Genomic DNA, 15,939 nt, shown 5'->3' on the forward strand with positions numbered 1-15,939 from the left:
GCGATGGGGACGGGTGTGCTGATTCTGTGACGAGGCAAGAGAAATCGGACACCGACGAAAGTCGTGCAGTAGGTACCTATCTCTTCGTCGCGACTACCGCTAAGTGCCCCTCTAGGTAGCGGAACGACCTGCAGGCTGCTCCATCCGGCATCCGTCCACTTGAGACAGACGGCGGCATAACTCCAGGGGCATAACCTCGCTCCAGGGCTTCCGGTGAGCGTCGTCCGCCACCACAATCGGCATCATGACCACAGCACAGTGGACCCCGACCTACGGCGACCCCTTCGAGCCGGTGCCCTACCGTCCGGCGCGCATGTCCGCGGAAGAATCGCTGGCCACCGCCGCCGATCTGCGCCGCCGCATGGACACTCGCCGCACCGTGCGGATGTTCTCGACCGACCCCGTGCCCGAGCAGGTGGTGGTGGACGCCATCGCGGTGGCGGCGACAGCACCCAGCGGCGCGCATCAGCAGCCGTGGACGTTCGTGCTCATCAAGGACGCCGCGACCAAACAACGTATCCGCGACGCCGCCGAAGAGGAGGAACGCGTCTCGTACGAGGGCAGGCTCGGCGAGGAATGGCTGTCCGCCTTGCGCCCATTGGGCACCGACGCCGTCAAGACCCATCTCACCGACGCCCCGTACCTCATCGTGGTCTTCCAGCAGCGCTACTTCCTCGACGAGGACGGCACCAAGCACAAGCACTACTACGTCGACGAGTCGGTGGGAATCGCGGTCGGCATGCTGCTCACGGCGCTGCATCTGTCCGGACTCGCCGCGTTGACGCATACGCCGTCACCGATGCGGTTCCTCGGCGAACTGCTCGAGCGACCGCAGAACGAGAAGGCGTTCGCCGTCATCCCGGTCGGCTATCCGGCGGACGACTGCGTGGTGCCGAACCTGGTGCGCAAGTCGATCGACCAGGTGATGATCCGCCGCTGAGCGGACGCGTGACCCGGGTGCGCGCGCATCCGGGTTGCGCGAAGCGGCCGGAATTAAGCACCCAAACTGCGCATTAGTGCAGTTTAATGCTCACTTTGGCGCATCTCTTGACATATCCGGCGGCGATTGGACACAGTCTGGGCACCGAAGGCGACACGAAGGAGTGTTCTTCATGGCCGACCTGCCCTCTGTCTCCCGGCGGACACTGTTCGGTGGCGCTCTCGCCGCCGGCGCGCTCGCCGCGATCCCGACGAGCGCCACCGCCGCGGAAGAGGCCACCGGAGCGGACAGCACGCCCCGCCGTCCTGGTCAGCGCAGCATGATCGGGGTCCCGTTCGAGCGGCACCAGACCGTCCGGATCGCGCTCATCGGTCTCGGCAATCGCGGTATGTCCATGATCGGCGGATGGAGCGCCGTACCTGGCGCCGTGGTCACCGCTGTTTGCGACATCCGTGCCGAGCGCGCGAAAGCGGCCGCGGACAAACTCGCCGCCGACGGGCGTCCGCGCCCGGCCGAGTACGGCGGATCCGCCGACGCCTACAAGAAGATGCTCTCCCGCGACGACATCGACCTCGTCTACATCGCCACCCCGTGGGAGTTCCATTACCCGCAGGGCAAGGCCGCGCTGCTCTCCGGCAAGCACGTCGGCGTCGAACTGCCCATCGCCACCGAACTCGACCAGCTGTGGGACCTGGTAGACACCAGCGAGCAGACCCGCAAACACCTGTTCCTCGCCGAGAACTGCAGCTACGGCCGCAACGAGCTGGCCATTCTCAAGATGGCGCACGAGGGTGTCTTCGGCGAGGTCACCAACGGGCACGGCGGCTACCTGCACGACCTGCGCGAACTGCTGTTCTCCGACACGTATTACACCGACGCGTGGCGCCGGAAGTGGCACACCCGCAGCACCGCGAGCTTCTACCCGATGCACGGCCTCGCACCGATCGCCGCCTGCATGGACGTCAACCGCGGCGACCGGTTCGCCACGTTGCGCGCCACGGCGACCGAACCGAAGGGGCTCGCCGACTACCGGAAGCGCCACATGCCGCCGGGCCACCCGTCGTGGAAAGAGACCTACATCAACGGCGACCTGGTGACCTGCCTGATCGAGACCGAGCAGGGCCGGATCATCCGCGCCGAGCACGACGTCAGCTCGCCGCGTCCGTACAGCCGCATCAACAGCCTCGCCGGAAGCCGCGGAATCGTGGAGGACTATCCCGCCCGCATCTACGTGGAGCCCGACCACAGCGGTCACGCGTGGAAGGACTTCGGGCCGTACCGCGACCGCCACGACCACTGGCTGTGGAAGAAACTCAAGGACGATCCGAACCTCGGCGGGCACGGCGGCATGGACTACGTGCTGCAGTGGCGGATCGTGCAGCAGATGCGTGCCGGGCTGGTGCCGGACATCGACGTCTACGACTCCGCGGCCTGGTGCTCCCCCGTGCCCTTGAGCGTGATCTCACTGGCCCGCGGCGGGAAACCGGTCGCGGTGCCGGACTTCACGCGTGGCGGCTGGACGAAGCCCCGGGCGGGGCTGGACTCGCAGCCTTCGGAGATGCCCGGCTAGCCGGATTCCCTCGTGAGTGGCCAGGACGGTTCTAACCGTCCTTACCACTCACGAGGAGTAGCGCGGGACGACCCGGTAAACACGGAGATCCTTCGGAGTCCCCTTGGCGCGGAAACTCCGGCGCGGGCGCACGATCACCGCGCCGGGGTCCAGCTCGTCGACGACGCTTCCGCTGGCGAGCACCTCGTCGCCGTCGGCGGCGGCCATGATCCGGGCGGCGATGTTCACGTCGACGCCGAGGTAGTCGTCGCCGACCCGCCGCGGGTTCCCGCGATGAAGCCCCGCGCGCAGGTGAGGAAGATAGCCCTCGGCCTTGATCACGCTCACGGCGGAGCACGTCTCGTAGGCGGCGTTCACCGCCTCGCCCGGGTCGGCGAACACGGCCATCACGCCGTCGCCGAGTCCCTTGACGACACTGCCACGGTGCCCCGCGACCACCGACTCGGTCACCTCGGCGACCGAACGCAGCAGCTCCAGCACGCGCTCGTCGCCCGCCTGCAACGCCCAGGTCGAGAAGCCGACCAGGTCGGTGAACAGCACCGTGATCTCGTCCGCGGCCACCGGCGGCGCGCCGGATCGGCGGACGGCCTGCCAGGCCTGCACGGCGGCCAGCCCCAGCTCGCGGGTGGCGCTGGGCCGGTCCGCGCCCGCCTCGGCGAGCAGGCGGGCGAGCCGGTCGGACGAACGGCCCGTCGACGGCGGATCGCCGGGCGTGCCGTCCCCCGGGACCAGCCTGCGGAGGAACCTCGCGCCGCGCACCAGTTCGCGGCGCTGGTCCGTCGCGCGCAGGAACCTGCGGGTCCGGAGGTGCCACGGCTCGGCTCGTTCGGTCACGATCAAGACCTTAGCCCGCTCTCCACCGGACCGGGGCACCTGTCACCGGGATGACAAGAAAGCAGAAGGCATTTCCCCTTTCCGCCTTCACGTGACAATTCACGAACTCGCTATTCCACATACGCGTGACAAGATCGAAGCGTAAAGAAAACGCGAGAGATCTTTCCCTTTCCTCGTTGGTGACTTTCCACCTAAGTTCGGTTTCGAGCCCATTCAACGACGAAAGGACCTGACATGACGGAAACCCTCGTACGGAAGGGTGTTCGCCGGTTCTGTGCCGCCGGGATCGCGGCCGTGGTCGCCGGAACCGTGATGCTCACCGCGGCGGGAACCGCGGCCGCCGTCGAAAAGAATCTCACGTACAAGGGCGGCTTCCCCATCATCGGCGACCAGCAGGTCGCGGTGGTCGTGAAGGCGGAAATCCCGGCGACCGCGAAGGCCGGGGAGCCGATTTCGGTGCCGTTCACCCTCGACGTCGACGCCGGCCAGTCCGCGGGCGACGGACTCCGGCTTGTCGGCGCCAAGAAGCTGTCCGGCACGATCAGCTCGAAGGTGAACATCGCGCTCGGCGAACAGAAGGTCGCGATCCCCATCGAGCTGCCGATCCCGGACACCGAGGTGCCCGCCGAAGGCCCGCTGAAGTTCACCGCGGAGGGCAAGGTCGACTTCACCATCCCGGCGGGAACCCCAGCCGGTGAGGCGACCAGCAGCGTGGACGCCGCGGCGACCTCGCACATCATCACCGACAGCTCGCTGGGCGAGTTCGACGTCCAGCTCACGCTCGACCCGCCCGACCAGGACGCCGTCCTCGGCAAGACGACCATCGGCTGAACCCCGTCTTCCCCCGGCTCGGCGAGCCGGGGGAAGACGCGTCTTGACCTTGAGCGCGCTGGAGGCCGCAAACTGTCGATCAGGTGGATTCGCGGCAGATGCGGTATCGAACACCCGGCCGGCATCGAGAAAGCGGGCGACATGTTCGGCGCCCGGCTGAGCTGGAGCCGTGCGCTGGGCGGAGTTCCGGTGCTGGCCAGCGAGCGCACTCGCGAATGGCTGCCCGCGCCCGATCCGGCGTCCGAGTTCTGGGACGAATTCGATCACCTCACTTGACGACGGCCTTCTCCTTGCGGCGGAAGAACAACGCGATGACGCCCGCCATCCCCATGAAGAACGCGACGGCCCACATGCCGGGGCGGAAGCTGCCGGTCATCCCCTGCAGCCAGCCGACGAGATAGGGGCCCACGAAACCGGAGAGGTTGCCGAAGGAGTTGATCAGGCCGATCCCGGCGGCGGCGCCGACCCCGGTGAGGAAGGCGTTGGGCAGCTGCCAGAACACCGGGACCGCGGTGAAGACGCCGACCGCGCAGAGGGTCACCGCGGCCATCACCAGCAACGGCGAACCGAGGTACAACGCGGCGGCGATCGCGACCGCGCCGACGAACGCCGCGATGGCGACGTGCCCGGCTCGTTCGCCGGTGCGGTCGGAATGGCGTGCCCACAACACCATGGCGACGGCGGCCACGGCATAGGGGATCGCCGTGATGAGCCCGATCTCCACGATGCTGTACGTGGTCTGGAACTGCTGCTGGAAGCCCTTGATCACCTGCGGCAGGAAGAACGCGAGCACGTAGAGGCCGAAGATGATTCCGAAGTAGACGGCGCTCAGGGCGAGCACGCGCGGATCGGTCAGGGCCGATCGCGTGCTCACTTCGTGGCCGACCTCGCGGGTGTCCTCCGCGTCGAGGGTCGACTGCAGTGCGGTGCGCTGCTCCGGGGACAGCCATTTCGCGTTCTTCGGCCGGTTCGGCAGCAGGAACAGCACCGCGACGCCGAGCAGGATCGAAGGAATACCTTCGGCGAAGAACATGAAGCGCCAGCCCGCGTCGAAGCCGAGGACCCCTTCACCGTGCTTGATGAGCAGCGCGGAGACCGGGCTGCCGATGACCGACGAGAGCGGAACCGCCAGGAAGAACAGCGCGACGATCTTGGCCCGCACCTTCCGCGGGAACCAGTAGGTCAGGTACAGGATGATGCCGGGGAAGAACCCGGCCTCGGCGATGCCGAGCAGCACCCGGACGATGTAGAAGCTGACCTCGCCCTGGATGAACGCGGTGGCCGAGGCGACGATGCCCCAGGTGACCATGATCCGCGCGATCCAGACCCTGGCACCGACCTTGTGCAGGATCACGTTGCTGGGCACCTCGAAGAAGAAGTACCCGACGAAGAACAGACCGGCGCCGAGCCCGTAGGCGGCCGAGCTGATGCCGAGGTCGGCGTTCATGGTGAGCGCCGCGAAGCCGACGTTGACCCGGTCGAGATAGTTGAGCAGATAGAGCAGCCCGAGGAACGGGACCAGCCGGATCATCGCTTTGCGGACCGCCTGCGCGGTGGACACCTCTGCCGTCTGTTCGTCCATCCGCGGGAGTGTAGAGGGCGATCAGAACAGCGGGGGCAGGAAGGCACCGAGGTTCCCACCGGCGGCCCGATCGGCCGGATCGGGATCGACCTGGACCGAGTCGGGGTTCCGCGGGTCGTAGGTGACCTTCACCGTCGAACCGCGGGCCGGAGCCTGCAACGGCGGGGTGATCATCGTGGCTACGACCGTCCGCTCACCGGTTTCCGTGGGGAACCGGACCTGCACGGTGAACCTCGGATTCCCCATCACCCAGACGTTCGTGAACTCGACGCCGATCACGTGGCCGGTCACCTGGCGTCCGGTCTGGGCCAGCGCCTGCGCGCGATCGTCCGCCTCGGCTTTGGTGACGAACGCCCGCCCCAGCACCATGATCATGACCAGCGCCGTCACGCCGGCCACCGCCGGCACGAGATACGGCTCGTAGTAGACGATCCAGTCGACGTCGGTCCACGGTTCGGCGGGACCGTCACCGAACGGCAGCCGTTGCCCCACCGACTCGGGCGGTGTCCACGACGGGATCGCGACGCCGCTCCCCAGCGCGATGCCGAGGGACGCGGCCAAACTGCTCGCCCGGAAGCCGACGCCCATCCCGCGCAGCGACATCCCGCCACCCCACAGCATCGCGAACCCGAGCGACGAAGCCACCGTGATCGAGATGCTGAAGAACAGGACGAGCGAAACCGCCGGGCCCGCGTCGGCCCCCCACGCGTCGACGCGGTTCAGCGACATCAGCCGGAAGCCGTCCAGCAGCCCGAGGGCGCCCGACCAGCCCACGGCCGCCCAGGCGAGCGTCGTCGGCACGCCGAGCAGCCAGAGACGCAGGCCGGCGCGCCGGGCCCGCCGGGGGTCTTCCGGCAGGCCGAACTCGAAGGAGCCGAACATCGCCACCGCCTAACTGTTCGTGGGTGAACCCGCGACCGCGATCGACGTCGGCAGGGCGGGCATGGCAAAACACGTCATGTCGAGCGAACAAGGCGCCCTGCCACCGCGATAGCGGGGCCTTCGGCCGGCGGGTTCATGCGTATGGTCACTTCTCCGGACCTCTCGCAGCTCCGCCTACCAGGCCTAAGAGATCGGGCCGAACACGGCGACCTTCGCCGGGTCGGCGGGGTCGACGCGGGCCTCGTGGCGGGTGCCGGGCGCGTACTGCTGGATCGTCGCCAGCGGCGTGATCAGCCGAGTCACCGTCCGGTACGTGGTGCCGTCGGCGCGGGTGACCTCGAGCGTCGCGGTGTACTGCGCCTGTCCGGCGATCTTCCGGCCGGTCGGCTCGAGCTCGCGGATCACCAGGGTGGCGGGCTCGCAGGTGTCGTAGAGCCGCCGCAGTTCGGTGCCGTAGGCCTGCAGTTCCTGCTGCTGACGCAGTTGCTCCTCCATCGGCAGCGCCAGGAACGCCGCCATGTCCGGGTCGGCGTCGAGGTTACGGAACGCCTGTGCGGCCAGCTGCGGGGTGGGCAGCTGCGGGGTGATGTCGTGGCCCTGTGCGGCGGCGGCCTGCCGGAACTGCTCCGCGTGGCGCTGGAAGTCCTGCGCGCCCCGCGTCATGCCCTGCTGCGTCGCGTCGTTGATCTTGTCGCGGATCTTCTTGAACATCGGGTGCCGCCTTTCGCCGTGTCGTTCGTGCTGGAAACAGCTTCGGCGGAACGTCCTGCTACCGAACCCAGGTTTTCCCGTCGTCGGTCGCGTCGAGGCAGGTCAGCGGCGCCCAGAAGACCGGCGAGGCCGCCGGTTCGGGCTTTTCGCGCCAGCGGGCGAGCCGGGACCGCTGCCAGGCGCACAGTTCGGTGACCGGGTCGTCACCGGCGAGCGCGGTGTCGACGGCGATGACCAGTTCGGACATCGGGTCCGAACCGGGCACGGCGGCCGAGGTCGGCAACGCCCAGACCGTGGCGGCGACGAGCCCCGCTCCGGCCGCGACTGCGGCGAGCAGTACACCGAACGGTTCGGCGAGGCCGAAATCGCTCGCGCTGGCGCAGCCGATCAGCGCCACCCGCGCGGGCATGGTGTCCATTTCGGACAGTGCGAGGTCGGCGGCGGTGAACGGCCGGTGCGCTCCGATCGGCGTGGCCGTGCCGGGAAGGTCGGCCGAACAGGACAGATGAAGCGCGGTCTGCGCGCCGTGCTCGTCGCTGACGCGGCTGACGTGTCCGACGAACACCAGCCGCGAACAGGGCCGCGCCAGGAGTTCGGCGAGCAGGCGGCGGTCGGTGTCGGTGCGGCGGACCAGATCGAGCCCGCGTCCGGCGGCGGGAAGGACCGGGCCCTCGGCGAGCCGCGCGTCGAGATGGCGGATCAGCGGCGACGCCGCGTCCTGCTTGCCGAGCACGGAACCCAGTTCGCCGAAGGCACTCTGACCTGGAATTCGCGGGTCGAGCAGGTAGACGGGCGGGCCGTCCGCGACGGGCGGACGGCGCGGGATCGCGGCAGGGGCGAGCAGCGAGACGTCGGCGACGTCGAGGACGCGCTCGTCGCTGTCGAAACAGATGCCGATCTCGTCGATCCCGAGCACGTGATCGGCCCGCCGGTCGGGCAGGGCCAGCAGTCCCCACGGGACACCGGCGAGGCTCGGGGACGGCTGGATCCGCAGGAGCGGGCGGTTTCCGCTGCCGGCGGCACATCGGAGCCGTTCTATCAGGTCGGCGGGCAGGAGGTTGAGTGCGAGGACGCGGGCAAGACGTTGTTCACCGGCGAAGCCGCCGAACGCGTCTTCGCTCAGTGAGCGCCGGACGGCGTCGGCCACGTTCTCGCCCTCGTGCGGCGTGGGGGACGCGGCGTCCAGGCACTGACGAGCGGTACCGACCAGAGCGAAGTCGATCGGATGCGTGTGGACGGTGTCGAGGTCCTCGGTGGTCCGCCAAGTGAGAAAGGTGTGCCCGGCGTCGGCGAAGCGCAGGAGGAAGGTCTCGCGCCCGGGCTTCGCGGCCGGCCAGGTCTCGACGGTTTCGGCGACCGGACGGGGGAGGTGATATCGCTCGGCGGCGAGGCGGAGCCACGGATCCAGCTCCATGGGCGACGAAGGTGACCAGCGCAGGGCGGGCGGCGGAGCGAGCCGCAGCGGAAGCGAGGACGTCACGGAACCCAGTGCCGCCAACGGAAGTCCCTCGGCGACCGGGCCCACGTCGAGAGTGGGCGGTGCGCCGATGAGGTCCAGCGAGCGCTCTTCCGCGCCGGTGTACGCGCCGACGGCGCAAGTGCGCTCGATCAGTTCCGCCGCCAGCCTCCGCTCGTCGAGCCTCGCCAGCAACGCCATCAGCAGTTCCATCGCCGGACCGGCGACATCGCGGGCCCAGGCCGTGCGTGCCTGCGGAGCGGTGAACTCGAACCGGTACTCCGCCGCCGCGAGCGTCAGCGGGAGCAGCAGATCCAGCACCGCACGCGGGTCCTTCCCGTGGGCGAATCCGATCGTTGCCGCCACGAAATCCGTGTGCAGGAGGTCCGGCCACTCCCCCGACGTCCGCGCCGACTCCCGGGCGCGGCTTACGTGCTCCTCGGCCACCGCCCAGTCACCCGTCGCCGCGGCGCAGCGGGCCAGCGCCACGTCGAGACGGCGCAGGCCCGCGGTGTCGCCGTTGGCCGTCCACAGTCTTCCGGCGTGTTCGAACTGGTCGCGGGCCTGTCCTACCTCGCCCGCCATCAGCAGCAACCCGCCCAGCGCGTGGCTCGCCTCGGCGACGTCCCCGGTCAGGCCCGCCGTGGCGAGTTCGTCCCGGGCCGCCACTATCGCCTCGACCGCACCCGGGAAGTCGCCGCCGAGTGCCCGGTCCGCCGCCAGATCGATGCCCGCCTTGGCGGCCAGCGGGCGGCCTTCGTGCTGAGCACTGAGGCGCAGCAGATCCGCCCGCGCGTCCGCGTCCTCGCCACCTGTCTGGCGGACGCGTGCCCGTTCGGCTCGTGCCATCGCCTGCAGGGACGCCACTTGCTCGCGGACCGCGTCGACGTCCGCGAGCGCGTCCAGCGCCGTCAGGATCTCGTCGAGCGCGTCCCGTGCGCCGGCCGGATCCCCGGCCGCGATGGAGACGCGGGCGTCGAGGATGCGCAGCTCCAACTCGTCCGCACAGTGCGTGTCCAGTAGCTCGGGCGGGAATTGTCCCGGCTCGGCGGCCTTGCGGAACGCCGCCCGCCGCCGCTGATCCGCGATGAGCTCGCGCGCCTTCGTGACCTCACCCTCCTCCGTGGACAGTGAGATGAGCACGCGTTCGGCGACCTCCCGTGATCCTTCGATCATCCGCAGTTCGGCGTATTGCCCGAAGTGGACGATGCCGATGGTGCTGATCTTGAAGGCGTGGAGCACGGCTTCGGCGCATTGCCGCGCGTTGCGCAGGTCGCCCGCGGAATAGCAGACGGTGGCCAGGTCGCTGACCGCGGCGAGTTCCAGATCCGTCCTGTCGAGCCGCTGCGCGATCTCCCGCATCCGGCCGTACGTCCGGTGCGCACCGGCGACGTCCCGCGCCGCGGCGAGCCGCTTGGCCTTGTCCTGGAGCTTGACCGCGTCGACAAGCAGCTTCCGGTACTGGCGTTCGGAAAGCGAACATGCGGGCAGTTCGCCGTACGGAGCCGGATCGAGACCGAAATGCCTGGCGACACAACGGCAGTTGTAACCGTGTGAACTCGTCGCGCTCAATTCGGGCGGGAGCGGACGGTCCGGCGGGTTCCGGGGCGGCGGCATGCCGACGAGCACGTCAGAACTCCTCGTCGGTCGAAGCGGCCGCCGCCCGTTCGGCGAGCGTTCCGGCGTCCGGCGGGCGCGCACGTACGAGCGCGACCACCTCTGCCCGGTCTTCCGCCGTGGTCCCGCCGACCCCCTCGCCCGCCACACCGACGGCGAGTGCGATCCGTCCGCTGTGCACACCGGCCGCGAGGCGGGTCGCGGTCTCGTCCAAATCGGCCGTGCCGGTGAACCGCCCGGCACCCAGCTCCAGCGGCACCTCCGCGAACGGCTCGCCCTCATGGCTCGCGAACGCGGTGATGGCCGCGTCGGCGAACGCGCCCGCGACGACGACTTCGAGCCGGGTGGCGGCCGCGGCGGCGACGATCCGCCAGGTCACCGTGTCCTCGCCGGCGTCCAGGATCCCTGGCGGCACCCGCGCCCAGTCGACGCTCGCGCGTCCGCTCGCCAGTACGCCTTCGCCGGGCGCGACCGGGTCAAGGCCCGCAGCCAGCGCGTAGGCACGTTGGCTCGGTGCCGCCGTGTCCAAGCGTGCCGACACGTCCGCCGCGGCTTCGGCGCGCACGACGTCGTCCTGGTCGTCGAACCAGGCGGCGAGGCGCGCGCACAGTCCCCGGACTTCCTCGGCGACCGGCGGCGCCGCCGCCAGTAGCGCGTCGCCCGCGATCGCCGCGTCGAACAGCTCGGCCGGGGAGGCTTCGAAACCGTCGAGGAGACCTTCGGCCACGTCCTCGACGTCAGCTGTCGCGACCGCCGTTTCGAGGTCCAGCAACGCCGGATCCAGCGAAGGGATTCCCAGCGACGGACTGGCGGGCCACCAGCGACGCAACCAAAGCAGCGAAGCGAGTCTGCCCAATTCCGGCCGGGCGGGGAGGTCCGCGTGGCCCTGACCGAGCGCGGCGAGGCTCGCTTCCGCTCCCGCGATCCGGGTCAGCCATGGTTCGGCGGCCCCGGCGTCACTGAGTTCGACGCGCATCGTGGTCGTCCGGCCGGCGAGCAGATCGGCCAGGGCGAAGCGGATGAGGCCGCCGTCGGCCGCGAGGACGGGTGTGTGCACCGGATGCGTCACGACACGGCCTCCAGTTCCGGCAGGCGGGCCACGAGCGCACGGCGCACTTTCGTCCGCAGATCCAACGAGGTCGAACGGACGACGCCGGTGACGAGGTCGCGGACGTCCGCGGCGTCGGCGGGCAGGTCACCGCGGACGTCGAAACCGTGCAGCCGAACCCACAGCCTGCCGAGGAACTGCTTGGCGAACTCGCGAAGGTCGCGCAGGAGTTCGGCGTCGGGCCGCGGAGTGAGCGGTGTGGCTCCGGCAAGAGCGCGACGGGCGTGCAGGACATAACCCTCCCGCGCGACCTGCGCATTGAGCCGCCGCGCGAATTCGGGGACGCCCGCCGGTGCCGCGCCGTCGAGTGGCCGAAGCGCGGGCGCGAGGACGACACCGAGCGCGAAACAGGCGGCCAGCGCGGGCAGCCCGAGCCCGAATCCGGCGGCGACCCGGCTGAGTTCGTCGTCGACGAGGTCTTCGACGGGCGCCCGCTCGTCCGGGGGAAGACGGCGCAAGGTCGCGCGCACCCGTCGTTCGACACTGCGTTCGAGGAGTTCGGGACCGGTTTCGTCGCGCCGGTTCAAAGGTGGGACGGCGGTGCGTTCCCCGCGCTGGAGGCCGAGGTCCGGAGCGGGCAGGCCGGAGATCTCTTGGATGACTTCGCTCAGCGCGCGAGCCCCGCCCGGCCGTCGCAACCCGAGCCCGAGGGCGTGCCCCGTGGCCGAATCGGCGAGGGCGCGCCAAGTGGTGTCGGAAAGACCGTCGACGAACGCCCGGAGCGCGGTGATGTCCGGCGATACGGCGGACTCGGCGTGCCAGCGGCGATGCAGCTCCGCGGTCAGCTCCGCCGCATGCCGCGGATCCGCGAGATATCCGGTGAGCTGATCGACGCCCGCCGCGCCGCTCTCGCCGTGCAGATCCCGCAACGCCGCCGCGGCCGTCGCGGTCGCGTCCGGCCCCGGTGTGCCGAACCCCGTCGCCAGCTCGTACGCCAAGGGGAAGCAGACATCCTGGACGTTGCCCGCTGTGATGCGCAAAGCGCGGCGTTGACGTTTGAGGTGGGTGAACCACGCGGCCGTCGCGCGCAGTCTGTCCGCGTCGGCCAGCAGCAGTTCCGTCAGCTCCGCCGCCGCGACCGGGTCCAATACGGGACGCCCCAGCCGGGGACGCGCCGCCGTGCGGACCACCAGCGGGTCGATGATCTTCTTGATCGTCCGGGTCAGCGGTCCGCCGTCTGCCGTCGACAAGACCTCGACGCCGTCGATGCCTTCCCATGCCTGCGTGAGGACGGCCGAACGCAGCCGGGGCTCGCCCGATCCCGTCGCCAATCGCCCTCCTCTCGCGCTGTTTCACTCTATCCGAGAGACCGTTCGGGCTAACTTTCGTCCGTTTCGTGCATACTTTCGTTGACTTCGAACGAAAGCCCTCTTAGGTTCAGCGGCGTCACAGAGGTGCTCCGCCGCCGACCCGAGGAGCAACGATGCTTCCGTCTGTCCGCAAGCGCTTCAACCGGTCCATCGTCGCCTCGTTGGCGCTGGTCACGGCAGTGTCCGGGCTGGTGACAGCCCCGGCCGAAGCGGCCATCCCACCCCAGCAACCCGGTGTCACGCTCCGCACGTACGACCTCCAGCGTGAGATCACCAAGCTCTGCGCGATCAAGTCCGGCCAGACACCCAACGTCGACAAACTGATGCCGACGATCGACTGGACCACCACGGCCGACTTCGGGCTCAACGAGCAGTTCGTCTCCGAAGTCATCGCCAACCTCAACGTCAGCACGGCCGGGCAGTACGAATTCCGGCTCACCAGCGACGACGGCTCCCGGCTCAGCATCGACGGCCAGACGGTGATCAACCACGACGGCCTGCACGGGGCGACCCCGGCGACCGGCTCGGTCCAGTTGAGCACGGGGTATCACGCGCTGCGGATCGACCATTTCGACAACACCAACGACCAGCAGGTCACCCTCGAATGGCGGCCGCCGGGCGCGGCCGGCTTCGCGCTCGTGCCGAATTCGGTGCTCAGCACCGACGCCGACGTCGTCCGGGTGACCTCGCCGGGGCGCAAGGAATGCGAGGGCGCCACGGATTCGCCCGGTGACGGCCTGCCGCTGAACGGCGTCCACCCCGGCTTCACGGTGACGAATCTGCGTCCCGAGGGATTCCAGCCGCAGGTCACCGGCATGGACTGGCTGCCGGACGGACGGCTCGCCATCGCCACCTGGGGCGGATCCGACAAGGTCCTCGGCGAGGTCCATCTGCTCAGCAACGTCAGCGGGAACACCGACCCGGGCAAGGTCCGGACCCAGCGCGTCGCCAGCGGGCTGAAGGAACCGATGGGCGTCAAGTACGTCGACGGCAAACTGTACGTGTCGGAGAAGACGCGGCTCGTCGAACTGAACGACACAGACGGCGACGGCGTGACCGACGATTACCGCACCGTCGCCACCTGGCCGTTCGGCGGCAACTTCCACGAGTTCGCGTTCGGCCTGCTGTACAAGGACGGCTTCTTCTACGCCAACCTTTCCGTGGCCATCAACTACGGCGGCGCCACGACCGACCCGCAGCCCGCGCCGAACCGCGGCACCACGATCAAGATCAACAAGGCCACAGGTCAGGTGTCCTACATCGCCGGCGGGCTGCGCACGCCGCACGGCATCGGCTGGGGACCGGAAGGCGACGTCTTCGTCACCGACAACCAGGGCGGCTGGCTGCCGGCGAACAAGCTGGTGCGGGTCAAACAGGACCGATTCTTCAACCACTACACCAATCCCCCGGGACCGTTCGACTCGAAACCGGTGACCGCGCCCGTGTTGTGGTTGCCGCACAACGAGATCGCGAACTCACCGAGCAACATGGTCATGCTGTCGCAGGGTCCCTTCGCCGGGCAGATGGTGTACGGCGACGTGACCTACGGCGGACTGCAGCGAGCCTTCCTGGAGAAGGTCAACGGCGAGTACCAGGGCGCCGTTTTCCGGCTCACACAAGGACTCGAGTCGGGAGTCAGCCGGATCAGCCTCGGTCCCGACGGCGCGATCTACACCGGCGGGATCGACGGCGGAGGGAACTGGGGCCAGCCCGGCAAACTCGCCTACGGCCTCCAGAAGGTGACGCCCAACGGCACGAACGCCTTCGACATCCGCGCGATGCGGGCCGTCGCGGGCGGTTTCGAACTGGAGTACACCCAGCCACTGTCGGCCGAGACCGCGCAGAACCTCGCGGCGAAGTACCAGGCTCAGCAGTGGCGCTACCAGCCCACTCCCGCGTACGGCGGGCCGAAGATCGACGAGCAGACCCTATCCGTCACGTCCGCGAGCCTGTCGGCCGACCACAAGAAGGTCACCCTGCAGGTGGCGGGACTGAAGGCAGGGCACGTGGTCCACGTGCGGTCGCCGCGTCCGTTCGCGGCGGAGTCCGGTGCGGCGCTGTGGAGCACCGAGGCTTGGTACACGCTGAACTCACTGGTCGGCGGCCCTCCGGCGAGCACGACATATGAAGCGGAGCGGGCCGCGCTGAGCGGTGGCGCCGCGACGAACACGAATCACACGGGCTACGCGGGCACCGGATTCGTCGACGGATACTGGAACCAGGGCGCCGCGACGACGTTCACCGTGAACGCGCCGAAGTCCGGCGCCTACAATGCGGCCTTGCGCTACTCGAACGGCCCGGATCCGGCTCCCGGGACCAAATCGGTGACCGTCTACGTCAACGGGACGAAGGTGAAACAGGTCAGGCTCGCGAGCACCGGCGACTGGGACACCTGGAACACCCAGCCCGAAACGCTGAACCTCAAAGCCGGGTCGAACACGATCTCCTATCGCTACGACACGGGCGACGCGGGCAACGTCAATCTCGACAGCCTCACCCTGACCGAGTCCCGGCGCATCCAGTTGTTCAAGGGCACCGATCTGAACGCCTGGGAGAAACGCGCGGGCGGCGCCGCGACCTGGCCGGTGTCCGGCGGCGCGATGGAGTCGAACGGCGGGGACATCCGCACGAAGCAGCAGTTCGGCGATTTCCGGCTGCACGTCGAATGGAACGAGCCGGACTATCCGCCGGAGGTCACCGGGCAGGCCAGGGGCAACAGCGGGGTCTACCTCCAGGAACGCTACGAACTGCAGGTGCTCGAATCCTTCGGGGACACCACGCTCGCCGACAACGAAGCGGGCGCGATCTACTCGAAGAAGGCGCCTGACCGGAACATGGCGACGGCTCCCGGGACCTGGCAGACCTACGACGTCACCTTCCGTGCCGCACGGTTCGACGGCGCCGGGAACAAGACCGACAACGCCCGCGTGACCGTGGTCTGGAACGGCGTCGTGGTCCACAACGACGTGGCGATCGACGGCGGCACGGGTGACAGCAACCTGGAGAACGCCGGTCCGGGCGCGATCCGTCTCCAGGATCACGGGGATCCGGGAGAGAACCCGCGGTTCCGCAACATCTGGATCGAGCCGATCGGCTAG

Annotated in this window: 12 protein-coding genes; 5 read left to right on the plus strand and 7 right to left on the minus strand. The window is 69.2% G+C overall.

Annotated features, from left to right (window positions below; all coding sequences use genetic code 11):
• Positions 1-244: 244 nt before the first annotated feature.
• Positions 245-940 carry a nitroreductase family protein gene (locus H074_RS06545; RefSeq protein WP_007029238.1) on the plus strand — a complete coding sequence of 232 codons (696 nt, stop codon included), beginning with the start codon at positions 245-247 and terminating at the stop codon, positions 938-940.
• Between the two features lie 172 nt (positions 941-1,112).
• Positions 1,113-2,510, plus strand: coding sequence for a Gfo/Idh/MocA family protein (locus H074_RS06550; protein WP_039921697.1), 1,398 nt, complete (start codon positions 1,113-1,115; stop codon positions 2,508-2,510).
• A 48-nt stretch (positions 2,511-2,558) separates the two neighbouring features.
• Here H074_RS06550 and H074_RS06555 read toward each other — a convergent pair whose 3' ends face one another.
• A complete protein-coding gene (locus tag H074_RS06555) occupies positions 2,559-3,350 on the minus strand; it encodes an adenylate/guanylate cyclase domain-containing protein (RefSeq protein WP_007029240.1) in 792 nt (263 codons plus the stop codon).
• Between the two features lie 228 nt (positions 3,351-3,578).
• On the opposite strand from H074_RS06555, the gene H074_RS06560 reads away from it, so the two are divergent.
• Both H074_RS06560 and H074_RS41990 read left to right on the plus strand, forming a co-directional pair.
• Positions 3,579-4,175: a DUF6801 domain-containing protein gene (locus H074_RS06560; RefSeq protein WP_007029241.1), complete on the plus strand. Its 597-nt coding sequence runs from the start codon at positions 3,579-3,581 to the stop codon at positions 4,173-4,175.
• Between the two features lie 141 nt (positions 4,176-4,316).
• Positions 4,317-4,451, plus strand: a complete 135-nt coding sequence (locus H074_RS41990) for a hypothetical protein (RefSeq protein WP_007029242.1) — start codon at positions 4,317-4,319, stop codon at positions 4,449-4,451.
• On the opposite strand, the gene H074_RS06565 is transcribed toward H074_RS41990, so the two are convergent.
• From H074_RS06565 to H074_RS06590, 6 genes are all read right to left on the minus strand, one after another.
• Entirely contained in the window at positions 4,444-5,757 is a 1,314-nt protein-coding gene (locus H074_RS06565; RefSeq protein WP_007029243.1) for an MFS transporter, read from the minus strand. The two genes, H074_RS41990 and H074_RS06565, sit on opposite strands and share 8 nt — an antisense overlap.
• A gap of 21 nt (positions 5,758-5,778) precedes the next feature.
• Positions 5,779-6,639, minus strand: a complete 861-nt coding sequence (locus H074_RS06570) for a DUF3592 domain-containing protein (protein ID WP_039921698.1) — start codon at positions 6,637-6,639, stop codon at positions 5,779-5,781.
• Between the two features lie 183 nt (positions 6,640-6,822).
• The gene (locus tag H074_RS06575; RefSeq protein WP_007029245.1) at positions 6,823-7,350 is read right to left on the minus strand and encodes a hypothetical protein; all 528 of its coding nucleotides are present in this window, start codon (positions 7,348-7,350) and stop codon (positions 6,823-6,825) included.
• A 58-nt stretch (positions 7,351-7,408) separates the two neighbouring features.
• Positions 7,409-10,435 (minus strand): hypothetical protein, encoded by a 3,027-nt coding sequence (locus tag H074_RS06580; RefSeq protein ID WP_007029246.1) that lies wholly within the window; start codon positions 10,433-10,435, stop codon positions 7,409-7,411.
• Between the two features lies 1 nt (position 10,436).
• The gene (locus tag H074_RS06585) at positions 10,437-11,492 is read right to left on the minus strand and encodes a hypothetical protein (protein WP_007029247.1); all 1,056 of its coding nucleotides are present in this window, start codon (positions 11,490-11,492) and stop codon (positions 10,437-10,439) included.
• On the minus strand, positions 11,489-12,802 hold the full coding sequence (locus H074_RS06590) for a hypothetical protein (RefSeq protein WP_007029248.1): 1,314 nt from the start codon (positions 12,800-12,802) through the stop codon (positions 11,489-11,491). Before H074_RS06590 ends, H074_RS06585 begins: the two co-directional genes overlap by 4 nt.
• 152 nt (positions 12,803-12,954) lie before the next feature.
• Here H074_RS06590 and H074_RS06595 point away from each other — a divergent pair, with 152 nt between their 5' ends.
• Positions 12,955-15,939 (plus strand): 3-keto-alpha-glucoside-1,2-lyase-like domain-containing protein, encoded by a 2,985-nt coding sequence (locus H074_RS06595; RefSeq protein ID WP_007029249.1) that lies wholly within the window; start codon positions 12,955-12,957, stop codon positions 15,937-15,939.

The organism is Amycolatopsis decaplanina DSM 44594 (assembly GCF_000342005.1).
GTDB classification, from domain to species: Bacteria; Actinomycetota; Actinomycetes; order Mycobacteriales; family Pseudonocardiaceae; genus Amycolatopsis; species Amycolatopsis decaplanina.